The 14,656-nt window shown below is 62.5% G+C and carries 14 protein-coding genes and 1 riboswitch; of the genes, 10 read left to right on the forward strand and 4 right to left on the reverse strand.

From position 1 onward, the window contains the following. Positions 1-90: 90 nt before the first annotated feature. From LVS58_RS01135 to LVS58_RS01150, 4 genes are all read left to right on the forward strand, one after another. Complete coding sequence (locus LVS58_RS01135; protein WP_233689552.1) at positions 91-1,083, forward strand: ArsR/SmtB family transcription factor; 993 nt, start codon at positions 91-93, stop codon at positions 1,081-1,083. 18 nt (positions 1,084-1,101) lie between these two features. After that, positions 1,102-2,292 carry a methionine adenosyltransferase gene (gene metK, locus LVS58_RS01140; protein ID WP_233689553.1) on the forward strand — a complete coding sequence of 397 codons (1,191 nt, stop codon included), beginning with the start codon at positions 1,102-1,104 and terminating at the stop codon, positions 2,290-2,292. 227 nt (positions 2,293-2,519) lie between these two features. Next, complete coding sequence (ligB, locus tag LVS58_RS01145) at positions 2,520-4,220, forward strand: NAD-dependent DNA ligase LigB (protein WP_233689554.1); 1,701 nt, start codon at positions 2,520-2,522, stop codon at positions 4,218-4,220. A 132-nt stretch (positions 4,221-4,352) separates the two neighbouring features. Beyond that, on the forward strand, positions 4,353-4,745 hold the full coding sequence (locus LVS58_RS01150) for a DUF1090 domain-containing protein (RefSeq protein WP_233689555.1): 393 nt from the start codon (positions 4,353-4,355) through the stop codon (positions 4,743-4,745). 74 nt (positions 4,746-4,819) lie between these two features. Here the strand turns inward: LVS58_RS01150 and LVS58_RS01155 are convergent, their stop codons facing one another. Continuing rightward, positions 4,820-5,278, reverse strand: a complete 459-nt coding sequence (locus LVS58_RS01155) for a c-type cytochrome (protein ID WP_233689556.1) — start codon at positions 5,276-5,278, stop codon at positions 4,820-4,822. Between the two features lie 119 nt (positions 5,279-5,397). Between LVS58_RS01155 and mltA the strand changes: the two genes are divergently transcribed. Then, positions 5,398-6,549 (forward strand): murein transglycosylase A, encoded by a 1,152-nt coding sequence (mltA, locus tag LVS58_RS01160; protein ID WP_233689557.1) that lies wholly within the window; start codon positions 5,398-5,400, stop codon positions 6,547-6,549. 50 nt (positions 6,550-6,599) lie between these two features. On the opposite strand, the gene LVS58_RS01165 is transcribed toward mltA, so the two are convergent. Further along, the gene (locus LVS58_RS01165; RefSeq protein ID WP_233689558.1) at positions 6,600-6,986 is read right to left on the reverse strand and encodes an MAPEG family protein; all 387 of its coding nucleotides are present in this window, start codon (positions 6,984-6,986) and stop codon (positions 6,600-6,602) included. 28 nt (positions 6,987-7,014) lie between these two features. Then, positions 7,015-7,848 carry an EamA family transporter gene (locus tag LVS58_RS01170; RefSeq protein ID WP_233689559.1) on the reverse strand — a complete coding sequence of 278 codons (834 nt, stop codon included), beginning with the start codon at positions 7,846-7,848 and terminating at the stop codon, positions 7,015-7,017. A 192-nt stretch (positions 7,849-8,040) separates the two neighbouring features. Here LVS58_RS01170 and LVS58_RS01175 point away from each other — a divergent pair, with 192 nt between their 5' ends. After that, positions 8,041-9,276: a cation:proton antiporter gene (locus LVS58_RS01175; protein ID WP_233689560.1), complete on the forward strand. Its 1,236-nt coding sequence runs from the start codon at positions 8,041-8,043 to the stop codon at positions 9,274-9,276. Between the two features lie 111 nt (positions 9,277-9,387). On the opposite strand, the gene LVS58_RS01180 is transcribed toward LVS58_RS01175, so the two are convergent. After that, on the reverse strand, positions 9,388-9,789 hold the full coding sequence (locus LVS58_RS01180) for an acyl-CoA thioesterase (RefSeq protein ID WP_325175968.1): 402 nt from the start codon (positions 9,787-9,789) through the stop codon (positions 9,388-9,390). Positions 9,790-9,967: 178 nt separating this feature from the next. Then, a riboswitch (S-adenosyl-L-homocysteine riboswitch) is annotated at positions 9,968-10,064 on the forward strand. A gap of 20 nt (positions 10,065-10,084) precedes the next feature. Here LVS58_RS01180 and ahcY point away from each other — a divergent pair. The 4 genes from ahcY to LVS58_RS01200 all read left to right on the forward strand — a co-directional run bounded on the left by ahcY (position 10,085) and on the right by LVS58_RS01200 (position 14,555). Beyond that, entirely contained in the window at positions 10,085-11,494 is a 1,410-nt protein-coding gene (gene ahcY, locus LVS58_RS01185; protein WP_233689561.1) for an adenosylhomocysteinase, read from the forward strand. 165 nt (positions 11,495-11,659) lie between these two features. Beyond that, positions 11,660-12,505, forward strand: a complete 846-nt coding sequence (gene metF / locus LVS58_RS01190; protein WP_233689562.1) for a methylenetetrahydrofolate reductase [NAD(P)H] — start codon at positions 11,660-11,662, stop codon at positions 12,503-12,505. Between the two features lie 93 nt (positions 12,506-12,598). Beyond that, the gene (locus tag LVS58_RS01195; protein ID WP_233689563.1) at positions 12,599-13,675 is read left to right on the forward strand and encodes a hypothetical protein; all 1,077 of its coding nucleotides are present in this window, start codon (positions 12,599-12,601) and stop codon (positions 13,673-13,675) included. 91 nt (positions 13,676-13,766) lie between these two features. Then, complete coding sequence (locus tag LVS58_RS01200) at positions 13,767-14,555, forward strand: substrate-binding periplasmic protein (RefSeq protein WP_233689564.1); 789 nt, start codon at positions 13,767-13,769, stop codon at positions 14,553-14,555. Positions 14,556-14,656 lie beyond the last annotated feature (101 nt).

Here is a 14,656-nt window from a genome sequence, read left to right on the forward strand (position 1 = left end):
CCGGGATTACCGCCCCGCCTATCAGGCAATATCAAAACTTTTTGATATTGACCTTGCTAGGGCATCGATGCCTGTCTAGACTGCCGCCCCATGAATCTCCGTGCGCAATCGATCCCCGAGCAACGCGAAACACTGGCCGCCCTGTGCAAAGCCAGTGGCGATGCGTTGCGCCTGAATGTATTGCGCGCCTTGGCCAACGACTCGTTCGGCGTGCTGGAGCTGGCGCAAATCTTCGACATCGGCCAGTCGGGCATGAGCCACCATCTCAAGGTGCTGGCCCAGGCCGACCTCGTGGCAACCCGCCGCGAAGGCAACGCCATCTTCTACCGCCGTGCCCTGCCCGATGGCCTGCGCCTGGGGGGGCGGCTGCATGCGGCGCTGCTCGAAGAAGTCGACGACCTGGTCCTGCCGCCCGATGTGCAGGCGCGCATTGCCCATGTACAGCAGCGCCGGGCGGCCACCAGTCAGGACTTCTTCCTGCGCGTGGAAGAGAAGTTCCGTGCCCAGCAGGACCTGATCGCCGGCCTTCCACAGTACCGCGACAGCCTGCTGGCGCTGCTCGACAAACTGCATTTCGACCCGGCCGCCAGCGCGCTGGAAGTCGGGCCCGGCGACGGTGGTTTCCTGCCCGACTTGGCCCGGCGCTTCGCCCAGGTCACCGCCCTGGACAACAGCCCTACCATGCTCGAGCTTGCGCGCCAGGTGTGCCAGCGCGAAGGGCTCGACAACGTGAACCTGCAGTTGGCCGATGCACTGGGTGCAACGGATGTGGCCGCCGACTGCGTTGTGCTGAACATGGTGCTGCACCATTTCAGCGACCCGGCCCTGGCCTTGCGCCAGCTGGCCAAACGGGTGAAGGCAGGCGGCAGCCTGCTGGTCACCGAACTGTGCAGCCATGACCAGGGGTGGGCGCGCGAAGCCTGCGGCGACCTCTGGCTGGGCTTCGAACAGGACGACCTGGCGCGCTGGGCAAACGCTGCCGGGCTGGCCCATGCGGACAGCCTGTACGTGGGCTTGCGTAACGGTTTCCAGATCCAGGTCCGCCATTTCCAGCGGACGGCTGGCGACATACACCATCGGTAAATTTCAGGAACCTTCGAGATGAGCGAATACTCCCTTTTCACCTCCGAGTCCGTGTCCGAAGGGCATCCGGACAAGATCGCCGACCAGATTTCGGACGCTGTCCTTGATGCCATCATCGCCCAGGACAAATACGCCCGCGTAGCCTGCGAAACTCTGGTCAAGACCGGTGTTGCCATCATCGCCGGCGAAGTCACCACTTCGGCCTGGGTCGACCTGGAAGAGCTGGTGCGCAAAGTCATCATCGACATCGGCTACAACAGTTCCGACGTCGGCTTCGACGGCGCCACCTGCGCCGTGATGAACATCATCGGCAAACAGTCGGTAGACATCGCCCAGGGCGTGGACCGCTCCAAGCCGGAAGACCAGGGCGCCGGTGACCAGGGCCTGATGTTCGGCTATGCCAGCAACGAAACCGAAGTCCTGATGCCTGCACCGATCTGCTTCTCGCACCGTCTGGTAGAACGCCAGGCCGAGGCGCGCAAGTCCGGCCTGCTGCCGTGGCTGCGCCCGGATGCCAAGTCGCAGGTCACCTGCCGCTACGAGAACGGCAAAGTGGTCGGTATCGACGCCGTGGTGCTGTCGACCCAGCACAACCCGGAGGTTTCGCAGAAAGACCTGCAAGAAGCCGTGATGGAGCTGATCGTCAAGCACACCCTGCCGGCCGAACTGCTGCACAAAGGCACCCAGTACCACATCAACCCGACCGGCAACTTCATCATCGGCGGCCCGGTGGGTGACTGCGGCCTGACCGGTCGCAAGATCATCGTCGACTCCTACGGCGGCATGGCCCGCCACGGTGGTGGCGCGTTCTCCGGCAAGGATCCGTCCAAGGTCGACCGCTCCGCCGCCTACGCCGGCCGCTACGTGGCCAAGAACATCGTCGCCGCCGGCCTGGCCGAGCGTTGCGAGATCCAGGTGTCGTACGCCATTGGCGTGGCCCAGCCGACGTCCATCTCGATCAACACCTTCGGTACCGGCAAGGTCTCCGACGACAAGATCATCCAGCTGGTGCGCGAATGCTTCGACCTGCGTCCGTACGCCATCACCACCATGCTCGACCTGCTGCACCCGATGTATCAGGAAACCGCTGCCTACGGCCACTTCGGCCGTACACCGCAGCAGAAGACTGTCGGCGACGATACCTTCACCACCTTCACCTGGGAGCGCACCGACCGCGCCCAGTCGCTGCGTGACGCTGCCGGACTGTAAGCTTCCTGCCGCGCCAGACGAAAGCCCCTGCCGCGCGATCGGCAGGGGCTTTTTTGTGCCTGTCACGGACATTTTCATCACTCGTGAGTCGAGCGCCGCGCAGGTTTTTTGCTCCACTCGGGATTGGAGACGAGCACCCGCGAAATATCACCTGACAACTGCACGCACCACCCGCCCCGCTACCCGCCTACGCTAAGCGCTTCCCCGCCATGCAAGGATGCCAGGCCATGCCGTACCTGTTGTTGTTCGCCCTGCTATTTGCGCTGAACGCCCCCTTGGCCTGGGCTGCCTCATGCCCACAGTGGAACCCGCAACAGGCCAAGGCCGAAGTTGCGCAACTGCGCGCCACGCTCGCCCGATGGGACGAGCACTATCATCGCCAGGGCATAGCCCTGGTGGCCGACGAGCTGTACGACCAGAGTCGCGAGCGCCTGAACCACCTGCAGCAGTGCTTCGCAATGGGCCCCAGCCCCTCCCCCCTGGCCAGCGCTCGCGGCCCGGTCCCCCACCCCGTACCGCATACCGGCGTCGACAAACTGGCAGACCGCCAGGCCGTGGCGCGATGGATGGCCGGCAAGACCGGCGTGTGGGTACAACCCAAGGTCGACGGCGTAGCCGTTTCCCTCACCTACCAACATGGCCGATTGGTGCAGCTGACCAGCCGGGGGGACGGCGTAAACGGCCATGACTGGAGCCGACACATCCCGCAACTCGACGCTGTCACTCGGCAGTTGCCCGAGGCGGTCGACCTGCACTTGCAAGGGGAGCTGTATCTGCGCCTGGACGAACATGTGCAAGCCAAGGCAGGCAGCGCCAACGCGCGGGGTACCGTGGCAGGGCTGCTCGCACGCAAGCAACTGACCGGCGAACAAGGCAACGCTATCGGCTTGTTCGTGTGGGGCTGGCCGCACGGCCCCGAGCAACAGGCCGAACGCCTCGCCCAGCTGGCACGGCTGGGGTTTCCGGACAGCCAGCTTTACAGCATCGCCATCGACACGCTGGAGGATGCAGCACACTGGCGCGAGCACTGGTATCGCTCTGCTCTGCCCTTCGCCACCGACGGTGTAATCCTGCGCCAGGGCAGCCGACCACCTGCCGAGCGCTGGCAGGCCAAGGCGCCCTACTGGATCGCGGCCTGGAAATACCCCTATGCACAAGCCTTGGCCGAAGTACGTGACGTGCGCTTTCGGGTCGGCCGCACCGGCAGGGTCACGCCCGTTCTGCAAGTGCAACCCGTTACCCTCGATGACCGACGTATTACCCAAGTCAGCCTTGGGTCGCTGGCGCGCTGGCAACGCCTGGATATTCGCCCCGGCGATCAGGTGGCCATCAGCCTTGCCGGGCTGACCATTCCGCGCCTCGATCACGTCATGCACCGCGCTGTAGAGCGCCAACCGATAACCGCGCCAGCACACGACCAGCATCATGCCCACAGCTGCTGGCAGGCCAGCGAGGGCTGTGATGAACAGTTCATTGCCCGCCTCACCTGGCTTGGCGGTAAACAGGGCCTGGCGTTGCCGCGCACCGGGCCCGGCACATGGCGTCGTCTGGTCGAAGCCGGCCTGGTAACGTCCATGACCGATTGGCTGCAGCTCGATGCCGAGCGCCTGCAGCAGGCACCCGGCATCAGCAGGCTCACTGCGGCACACCTGATGGGCAGTTTCGACGAAGCCCGCTCACGCCCCTTCGATCAATGGCTGCGCGCCCTTGGCGTGCCCATTGGCAAGCATTTGCCACTGACTGGCGACTGGCAGGCGCTGGCCTCACGCAGTGCCGGGCAATGGCAAACCGTGCCCGGCATCGGCGCAAAACGCTCGCGCCAACTTGTGGAATTTTTCGCAGCCTCCGAGGTGCAAGCCATTGCCGCACAGTTGGCCGAAGCCGGCATAGAAGGTTTCCGGACCCCACCCCAGCGCATTGGGCAATGATTTTTTACCAAATAGTGCGTAGGAAAAACCCGAGACCCAGGCAGAAAACCTCACCAAGGGTTTCTAAATGGGCAAAACCAAGGCAGGATTTCCCCCAACTTTTGCTGCCCCGCCCCGTTCAGGAGGCTTTTCATGAAACGCATTTCGACTCTTTTCCTGCTCGCAACGCTGGGCCTGGCTGCGGTTGCTGCCCAGGCTGCCCAGCCGGATGCCGGGCTGACCGGTTGCGCGGCCAAGCGCAGCGCCATCGAAAACCAGCTGAAAATTGCCCGTGACCACGGCAACAGCGACCAGGTGGCAGGGCTGGAAGAAGCCCTGCGCGGTGTGGACAACTGCACCGAGGCCAGCCTGCGCAAGGAACGTGAGCAGAAGGTGCTCGATGCGCGTCATGAAGTGGCGCAGCGGGAAAAGGACTTGAAGAAGGCCGAGAAAAAAGGCGACGCCGAGAAGATCAACAAGCGCAAGGACAAGCTGGCCGATTCGCGTAAAGAGCTGCAGGAAGCGGTCGACGATCTCGACCGCTAAGGCATCTGGCCGGCAAGGCCGCTCTCACAGGAATTTGTATACGCCTCGAAGGTTTGCGCCAACAGCACAGCCATTCAATGATTACGAAATTCGCTATGACAGGCCTTGCACGCAGACTCGACCTTGTCCATCGATGCCTTCAGTTGCGAAGCATCCAGTGGCTGATTGCGGGTGACATCAACCAGCTCGCCGGTGACGCCCTCAAGCTGCCGAGCCAGGTCATGAAACCGCGCCTGGCGCTCCCACACTTCGGCGCGGGCGGCGCTGTCACCCCCATCGCGCACCTGTGGAAAATGCTGCCACGGCTGATGCGACAGGCTGTCCAGCTTCAGCGCACCGTCGGCAAACTTCACCCCGTCGAACGGCAACCGGCCACGCAGCATGCCACCCAGGTCTTCGCTGGTCTTGAGCATGTCCTTGAAGATCACCTTGCGCTTGCCCAGCGGCGAGTTCGGGTCAACCTGGTCACAACCCGTCAACGCCCCTGCCAGGGCAAGTGCAGCCAGCAGAACAACGGTCAATCGCTTCAACATCACGCTCACTTCGGCCTACGCAAATGGGCGGCCAGTATCGCTGCCACGGGGCCAAACACCAATAGCCACATAAAAGACAGGGGCGAACCTTCATGTTCGCTCACGACAGGAATGCACACATGAAATCTGCCCTGCGCCACCTGGCCTGGACACTGCCGGTACTCGCTTTGCTGGCCGGTTGCAACGGCGGCGAGAGCGCCAAGCCCGAGCCCCACGCAGTCGCCACCTATGCCCCGGCCACTTGGAAAGACTTGCCAGCCGTCAGCGATGAAGACCTGCTGGCTGGCTTTTATGCATGGCGCAACGGCTGCGAAAAGCTCAAGCGCGACCCGGTGTGGGCTGCCACCTGCGAAGCGGCCGGCAACGCCACAGCCAGCGCCGCCCAAGTGCGCACCTTCCTTGAGCAAAACCTGCAGGTGTACGGCCTGCGCTCTGCACAGAACAATGCCAACGGCCTGATTACCGGCTACTACGAGCCGGTCTACCCCGGCAGCCTGAGCCAATCGGCAACCCACCCTGTGGCGGTCTACGGCATCCCTGATGACATGATCGTGGTCGACCTGGCCAGTGTGTACCCCGAACTGAAGGGAAAACGCCTGCGCGGCCGCCTGGAGGGACGGGTGCTCAAGCCCTACGACACGGCCGAAGTCATCAACCGTAACGGCGTCAAGGCACCGGTGCTGGCCTGGCTGACCGACCCGATGGACCTGCAGTTCCTGCAAATCCAGGGTTCTGGCCGGGTGCAACTGGAAGACGGCCGTCAACTTCGCCTGGGCTACGCCGACCAAAACGGCCACCCCTACCGGCCGATTGGCCGCTGGCTGGTGGAACAGGGCCAGCTGAAGAAAGAAGACGTGAGCATGGGCGCCATTCATGCCTGGGCCCAGGCCAATCCGCAGCGCGTACCAGAGCTGCTGGCCAGCAACCCCAGCTACGTATTCTTCAGCACCCGCCCGGACAGCAACGAAGGCCCGCGCGGCTCGCTGAACGTACCGCTTACCGCCGGCTACAGCGTGGCCATTGACCGCAAGGTAATTCCCCTGGGCAGCTTGTTGTGGCTGTCTACCACACGCCCGGACGGCTCGCCGGTGGTTCGACCGGTTGGCGCGCAGGACACCGGCGGGGCGATTACCGGCGAAGTGCGTGCCGACCTGTTCTGGGGCACAGGGCCAGAAGCCGGCGAGTTGGCCGGGAACATGAAACAGCAAGGGCAGATCTGGATGCTGTGGCCCAAGGGTCAGCCACTGCCTGAGGTGCCCAAGGTACCTTGATCACTGCTGCCTTCTTCGCGGGAGCTGCCCGCGAAGAAGGCCACTCGGCTTCAGATGGAAACCACGAAGAACGACACGATCAGTGCCAAGCCGGCAAGCCACACCAGCGACCGCAAGGCAGCCCAGTCGGCCAGGTAGCAGATGATGTAAAGCAAGCGGCTGGTGATATACATCACTCCCAGTACATCCTGGGTCACCTGCTCGGCATTGCCGACGATATCCGCCACAAGCACCGCCGCAGCAAATGCCGGAAACGCTTCGTAGCCATTCTGCTGCGCAGCATGGGCACGCCGTGGCAGGCCCGACAGGGTATCGAGGAAGGCTCGCGGATCGTGATTGTCCTTGAGGCCGAAGCGGCCACTGCCCGCCTTGGCGATCAAGGCACAAAGCGGGTTCAACAGCAGGGCGATCAGGATGCACCACAGGGCAACAGTCATGGACAGGACTCCTTGTTCAGTCTTCAGGTCAAAGCTTCATTACCAGCATGCCGGCCAACACCAGCCCGCAAGCTAGGAGTCTGGGCCCGCCAAAAGGTTCTTTGAGGTAGCGCATACCCAGCAGCACCACCAGGATCACGCTCAACTCCCGCAGTGCCGCCGCTTCGGCCACAGACCCCAGGTGCATGGCCCACAGCACCAGCGCATAACTGAACAATACGCAGAACCCGACCGCCAACCCAAGGCGCCATTGGGTCCGCCAGAACAGTACGAACGGCGCCCGCCGCGCTACGCCCGCCAACAGCGGGAACTGCCAGGCGCTGAGCAGGGTCAGCCAGACCAGGTAATCCCACGGTTTACCCCACAGGCGCACGGCCTGGCCGTCGAACCAGGTGTAGCAACCAATGCACAGGCCAATCAAGGCAACCACCGGCAGCATCGACCATGGCAGCCGGTCACCGCCGCCGCCTTGCCACAACAGGCAGGCCATGCCACAGGGGATCAACAGGATACCGATGATCTGCTGCTGGCTCAGCGATTCCCCGGCAAAGGCCAGGGTCAGCCCCAGCACCACCAACGGTGACAGCCCGCGCATCAGAGGATAGACCAGCCCCAGGTCGCCCACGCGGTAGGCCTGGATCAGCAGGTAGCGGTACAGCTGCTCGGCCAGTGCCGAGGCTAACAACCAGGGCCAGATTTCAGCAGGCGGAACATCGACAAAGGGCACCGCCAGCACCGCGAAGGCCAGCGCTACGGTGTCCATGCTGGCAATGACCAGCAGCCGCTCGCCGCTGAATTTGATCAGGGTATTCCAGGTCGCATGCAGCAGGGCGGCGACCAGCACCAGAAATGTTGCCAACACGCCTTCTTATCCTTGTGCGGGATTTCGGAGGTTGACTATATAGCGTTCCCGAGCACCGCTGTGCGCCTCTTGTTTGGGAACGTTTCAAAGGAATTCGGTCAAACCCTGTGCCCCGAACCCCGCTCCAGGTCATCAAAGAACTGCCCGAGCCATTCGGGTTGAGACTTGGAAGCCACTGTCACAGGATTCAGGATGCTTGAACTCGTTGCTGCGTTTATCTGCCTCACCACCCTTCTTACCTATGTCAATTACCGCTTCATCGGCCTGCCCCCCGCCATCGGCGTGATGGTCACTGCGCTGCTGTTTTCCCTGATGTTGCAAGGCCTGAGCCTTATCGGCTTCCCTGGCCTGGAAGAGCGCGTCGAAGGGCTGATGAACCAGATCGACTTCAACGACCTGCTCATGCACTGGATGCTGGCGTTCCTGCTGTTTGCCGGCGCTCTGCACGTCAACCTCAGCGACCTGCGCAGCTACCGCTGGCCGATCGGCCTGCTGGCCACCTTGGGCGTGCTGATCGCCACCGTGGTCATCGGCTACCTGTCGCATTGGGTGTTTGCCCTGTTCGGCTGGCAGGTCCCCCTGATCTACTGCCTGCTATTCGGTGCACTGATCTCACCGACCGACCCGATTGCCGTGCTTGGCGCGCTGCGTACGGCCAATGCGTCCAAACCGCTTAAAACCACCATCGTCGGCGAGTCACTGTTCAACGACGGCACGGCAGTCGTGGTATTCACCGTGTTGCTGGGCATCATCCAGCTGGGTGAAACACCGAGCATGACCGACACGGCGATCCTGTTCGCCCGCGAGGCCATTGGCGGTGTGCTGTTCGGCGGCCTGATCGGCTACGCCACCTACCGCATGATCAAAAGCGTCGAGCAGTACCAGGTGGAAGTCATGCTGACCCTGGCGCTGGTAATCGGTGGTTCGGCGATGTGCTACGAGCTGCATGTGTCGGCACCGATCGCCATGGTGGTGGCAGGCCTGATCATCGGCAACCTGGGGCGCAACCTGGCGATGAATGACATGACCCGCCGGTACATGGACGGTTTCTGGGAACTGATCGACGACATGCTCAATGCCTTGCTGTTCGCATTGATCGGCCTGGAGCTGTTGCTGCTGCCGTTCAATTGGATGCACCTGGCGGCCGGCGGCGTGCTGGCGCTGGCAGTGCTGCTGTCGCGCCTGCTGACGGTGGCCCCGGCGATCGTGCTGCTGCGGCGCTGGCGCCCGGTGCCCAAAGGCACGGTGCGGGTGCTGACCTGGGGTGGCCTGCGCGGTGGCGTGTCGGTGGCACTTGCGCTGTCGCTACCGCTGGGCGAGGAACGGGACCTGCTGCTGTCGATTACCTACATCGTGGTGCTGTCGTCGATTCTGGTGCAGGGGTTGAGCATTGGCCGGGTGGTGCGAAAGGTGAGCGCCCAGCCTTGAGTCCTGGGGCCGCTTTGCGGCCCATTCGCGGGTGAACCCGCTCCTACGGGGATCGCTTACCCCTTCAGGAGCGGGTTCACCCGCGAACGGGCCGGCACAGGCAACCAGAATCTATTCGACTGCCGAATCCGGGAACTGGTCATGCACATACTTGATCTCGGTACGCCCATGGGCTGCCGGCAAGCCATCCTCACCCAGGTTGACGAACACCATCTTGTCGACAGTCAGAATGCTCTTGCGGGTGATCTTGTTACGCACTTCGCATTTGAGGGTGATCGAGGTGCGGCCGAACTCGGTCGCTGTAATGCCAAGCTCGATGATGTCGCCCTGACGCGAAGCACTGACGAAATTGATTTCCGACATGTACTTGGTCACCACACGCTGGTTGCCCAGCTGGACGATGGCGTAGATCGCCGCCTCTTCATCGATCCAGCGCAACAGGCTGCCACCGAACAGGGTGCCATTGGGGTTGAGGTCTTCGGGTTTAACCCACTTGCGGGTGTGAAAGTTCATCTGTACTCCTGACCTGCTTGGCTAACGTGTAGCAATGATGGCAGAGCGGCTGCCTTCGCTCCATTGAACATCGACTATCGTCGCGATTAATCGACGGAAAACCTTGGGCAAGCCGGCGGGGGCAGCTATAATCTGCGCCGTTTTACATGGTTGCCCACAGCGGTGCCATGCCCGCCACCTGTCCGAGGGGCGCTGCAGCAGGCTAGGCCTGTCAGGCTCGGATGGGGCGTTGCTCGCTCTCGCGAGCGCTTAACGCACAACGGCGCCCATTCGCACATTACGAATGGAGGCTCTCATGAGCGCTGCAAACATGCCTGCTGGTTTTACCGATTACAAAGTCGCCGACATCTCCCTGGCCGCCTGGGGCCGTCGCGAAACCATCATTGCCGAATCGGAAATGCCTGCGCTGATGGGCCTGCGTCGCAAGTACCTGGCCGAGCAACCGCTCAAGGGTGCGAAGATCCTGGGCTGCATCCACATGACCATCCAGACCGCCGTGCTGATCGAAACCCTGGTTGCCCTGGGTGCCGAAGTGCGCTGGTCGTCCTGCAACATCTTCTCGACCCAAGACCAGGCTGCCGCCTCGATCGCCGCCGCCGGTATCCCGGTGTTCGCCTGGAAAGGTGAAACCGAAGAAGAGTACGAGTGGTGCCTGGAGCAGACCATCCTGAAAGATGGCCAGCCATGGGACGCCAACATGATCCTCGACGACGGCGGTGACCTGACCGAACTGCTGCACAAGAAGTACCCGCAGGTACTGGACCGTGTGCACGGCGTGACCGAAGAGACCACCACCGGCGTACACCGCCTGCTGGACATGCTGGCCAAGGGCGAGCTGAAAGTCCCGGCGATCAACGTCAACGACTCGGTCACCAAGAGCAAGAACGACAACAAGTACGGCTGCCGTCACAGCCTGAACGATGCCATCAAGCGTGGTACCGACCACCTGCTGTCGGGCAAGCAGGCCCTGGTGATCGGCTACGGTGACGTGGGCAAGGGCTCGGCCCAGTCCCTGCGTCAGGAAGGCATGATCGTCAAGGTCTCCGAAGTTGACCCAATCTGCGCCATGCAGGCCTGCATGGACGGCTTCGAGCTGGTCTCGCCGTTTATCGACGGTATCAACGACGGCACCGAAGCCAGCATCGACAAGGCTCTGCTGGGCAAGATCGACCTGATCGTGACCACCACCGGTAACGTCAACGTCTGCGACGCCAACATGCTCAAGGCCCTGAAAAAGCGTGCCGTAGTCTGCAACATCGGCCACTTCGACAACGAGATCGACACCGCCTTCATGCGCAAGAACTGGGCCTGGGAAGAGGTCAAGCCGCAGGTTCACAAGGTCCACCGTACCGGCGCTGGCAGCTTCGACCCGCAGAACGACGACTACCTGATCCTGCTGGCCGAAGGCCGCCTGGTCAACCTGGGCAACGCCACTGGCCACCCAAGCCGCATCATGGACGGCTCGTTCGCCAACCAGGTTCTGGCACAGATCTTCCTGTTCGAGCAGAAGTTCGCTGACCTGCCGGCCGAGAAGAAAGCCGAGCGCCTGACCGTTGAAGTGCTGCCGAAGAAACTCGACGAAGAAGTGGCCCTGGAAATGGTCCGCGGCTTCGGCGGCGTGGTCACCAAGCTGACCAAGCAGCAAGCCGACTACATCGGCGTGACCGTCGAAGGCCCGTTCAAGCCGCACGCCTACCGCTACTAAGCGGCAAGCCTGAAGCTGCAAGCGGCGAGCAAAGGCAGACCGTGCCGGTGCCACTTGCAGCTTCAGAAACACAGATCTTGAACGACGCCAAGCCAGACCGGCCATCACCGATCTGGCTTTTACTTGCAGCTTGCCGCTAGACGCTTGTTGCCAGAGGAACGCCTGATGTCACAAGAACGCCGCTACAGTTTCGAGTTCTTCCCGACCAAGACCGACGCCGGTCACGAAAAGCTGATGGGCGTCGCCCGCCAGCTGGCCACCTATAACCCGGACTTCTTCTCCTGCACCTACGGTGCCGGTGGCTCGACCCGCGACCGCACGCTCAATACCGTGCTGCAGCTGGAAAGCGAAGTGAAGATACCTGCCGCGCCGCACCTGTCGTGCGTGGGCGATACCAAGGCCGAATTGCGTGCCCTGCTGGCCGAGTACAAGGCCGCCGGCATCAAACGCATCGTCGCTCTGCGCGGTGACCTGCCGTCGGGCATGGGCATGGCCAGTGGTGAACTGCGCTATGCCAGTGACCTGGTCGAGTTCATCCGCCAGGAAACCGCTGATCACTTCCACCTGGAAGTGGCTGCCTACCCGGAAATGCACCCGCAGGCGCGCAACTTCGAGGCGGACTTGGCCAACTTTGTGCACAAGGTCAAGGCCGGTGCCGACAGCGCCATCACCCAGTACTTCTTCAACGCCGACAGCTACTTCTACTTCGTCGAGCGTGCACAGAAGCTGGGCGTGGACATTCCGGTGGTACCGGGCATCATGCCGATCACCAACTACAGCAAGCTGGCCCGCTTCTCCGATGCCTGTGGTGCCGAGATCCCGCGCTGGATCCGCAAGCAGCTGGAAGCCTATGCCGACGACACCGCCAGCATCCAGGCCTTCGGCGAAGAAGTGATTACCCGCATGTGCGAACAGCTATTGCAAGGCGGCGCGCCGGGCCTGCACTTCTATACCTTGAACCAGGCTGAGCCGAGCCTGGTGATCTGGAACAACCTGAAGCTGCCGCGCTGAAATTTTTTGGCAAAGTCTGCTTAAGAAATGATTAAGGCTTTGGTCATAGACTAAAGCCTTATTCAATTTCGGGTTAAACAGGTCTCGCCTGCCATGCAGCACCTCCAGCCTTCGCGCCCACAGCTTGTATACCTGGCTTTTGGCCCGGCAACCTACCATCAGGAAGCCTGCTTCAGCATCGTCAGCGCCCTCGCCCAATTGGGCAGCGCAGCCGGCGAGGCCATGGACATTCAGGTTTACACCGACAATGCGCAGCCCTACGCCAGGCTGCCGGTCACCGTCCACCTGCTGGACGAGGCCACGCGCCAGGCATGGAATGCCCCGCACGGTTATCACTTTCGCAGCAAGCATGTGCTGTTGCGCAAGGTACTGCAGCAACACCCGCTGGCAGTGCTGATCGACACAGACACCTTCTTCCGCACCTCGCCGTTGCATCTGTTCGCCCGTGTGGCGCCCAACCGCCTGCTGTGCAACGCCATCGGCACGCGCTACGGCGCAAACCAGAAGTGCCTGTTGTACAAGAACCTGCTGACCATTCTCGAGTCCCGGGGACTGGCCGACTGTCAGATGCCGCTCGTCAATTCCGGCGTTATCGGCCTCACTGCCGAGGATTGCGGTACCCTGGACCGCTCCATCGCCATGATGGACGAATTCTACCCCTTGGCTCGCGAGGCCTATACCCTTGAGGAGTTCTGCCTGGCAGTGGCGGCCTACCGCAACCTGGAGCTGGCCGAGTGTACCGATGTCATCCATCACTACTGGAGCCGGAAGGCGCAGTTCCGCGCCAAGATCCAGGCCTGGCTGCGCAAGCACGACCACGACCCACTCAGCCCCTCGGCCCTGGCCGACGTTGCACGGGTCAACGACCAACTGCCGCGGCCACCCACCCTGCACCGCTTGGGTTACAAGGCGCTGACCCTGACCCTGCCCAGCCACGAGCGCCAGTTCGCCCGCGAATTGCTCTATGGCTGCTACCCCTACCCCAATGAGTTCGACCGTGCCTGCGCGTCCGCCTGGTGGGACAAGGCCCTGGAAAACCTCAATGACCGCTACGGCTACATGGAGCCCGAGCGGCTGCGTCAGTGCCTGCGTCATCCGGGGTTGCGGTTGTCATTGGGCGAGCGGCGCAAGGATATCGAGGCGCATCTGCTGCGAACCACACAAGCCTGATGGGCCCGCAAAATTCACTGTCTTGCGCGGTTTTGTGGGATCGGGCGTGCATGCCTTTACCGTACACCGGCCGAGCGCGTAATCTCCGGCCATGCCACAAATCGCCCGTCTGTTCTGGATCCTGCTGCTCGTTTGCCTGAGCCCGTTGGCTCTGGGCGAGCGCTTGCGCCTGGTAACCGACGACTGGGCACCCTATGTGTTTCAGCACAACGGCCAACCACGGGGCATCGACTATGAAGTCGCCAGCCAGGTCTTCGCCCGCCTCGGCATCGAGGTGGAGTGGCAATTCCTGCCTTGGAAGCGCTGCTTGGCGATGGCTGAGCAGGGCCTGGCCGATGGCATTCTCGACATCTTCCAGACGGACGCACGCCAACCCTACATGGTGTACGGCGACGAACCCATGTCGGAGGTCGAATTCGTCCTGTTCCAAAGCCGCTCACGCCGCCATGCCGTCATCCACCTGGACGACCTCGCCGGCCTCACCGTCGGCACATCGCCCGGCTACGTCTACGGTAAAGGGTTCACTGAGGCCCCGCACTTCAAGCGCGAAGCCGCCCCCACCCAGGAAGCCAACTTCGGCAAGCTGATGCTGGGCCGCATCGACCTGGTGATCACCGACCGCAGGGTGGGGCATTACCTGCTCCGCCAGCTCGGCCTGCAACAGCAAGTCGAAGAACTGCCGCTGGTAATCAGCCGCCAGGCGCAGTACCTGGGCCTGGTGCGCAAGCCTGGGCGCGAGGCACTGGCCGTGGCCTTTGCCCAAGAGCTGCAGCGGTTCAAGCAGGAACCGGCCTATGCTGCGATCAGCAACCGCTATACAAGCGACACTGGAAACATTCTCAACGCCGTTGAGCAGCAGGAAAGCAGCACAGCGCGATAGCTCTGTTATACTCGGGCCTTCCCGCCCGGCTCACGCCCGGACGCTCGGCCTCGCAACAGGCATCCCGATCGGCACCGACGCCCCTTCGCGTCCAGCCTCCG

Source organism: Pseudomonas sp. JR33AA (assembly GCF_021378985.1).
In the GTDB taxonomy this organism is placed as follows: Bacteria; Pseudomonadota; Gammaproteobacteria; order Pseudomonadales; family Pseudomonadaceae; genus Aquipseudomonas; species Aquipseudomonas alloputida.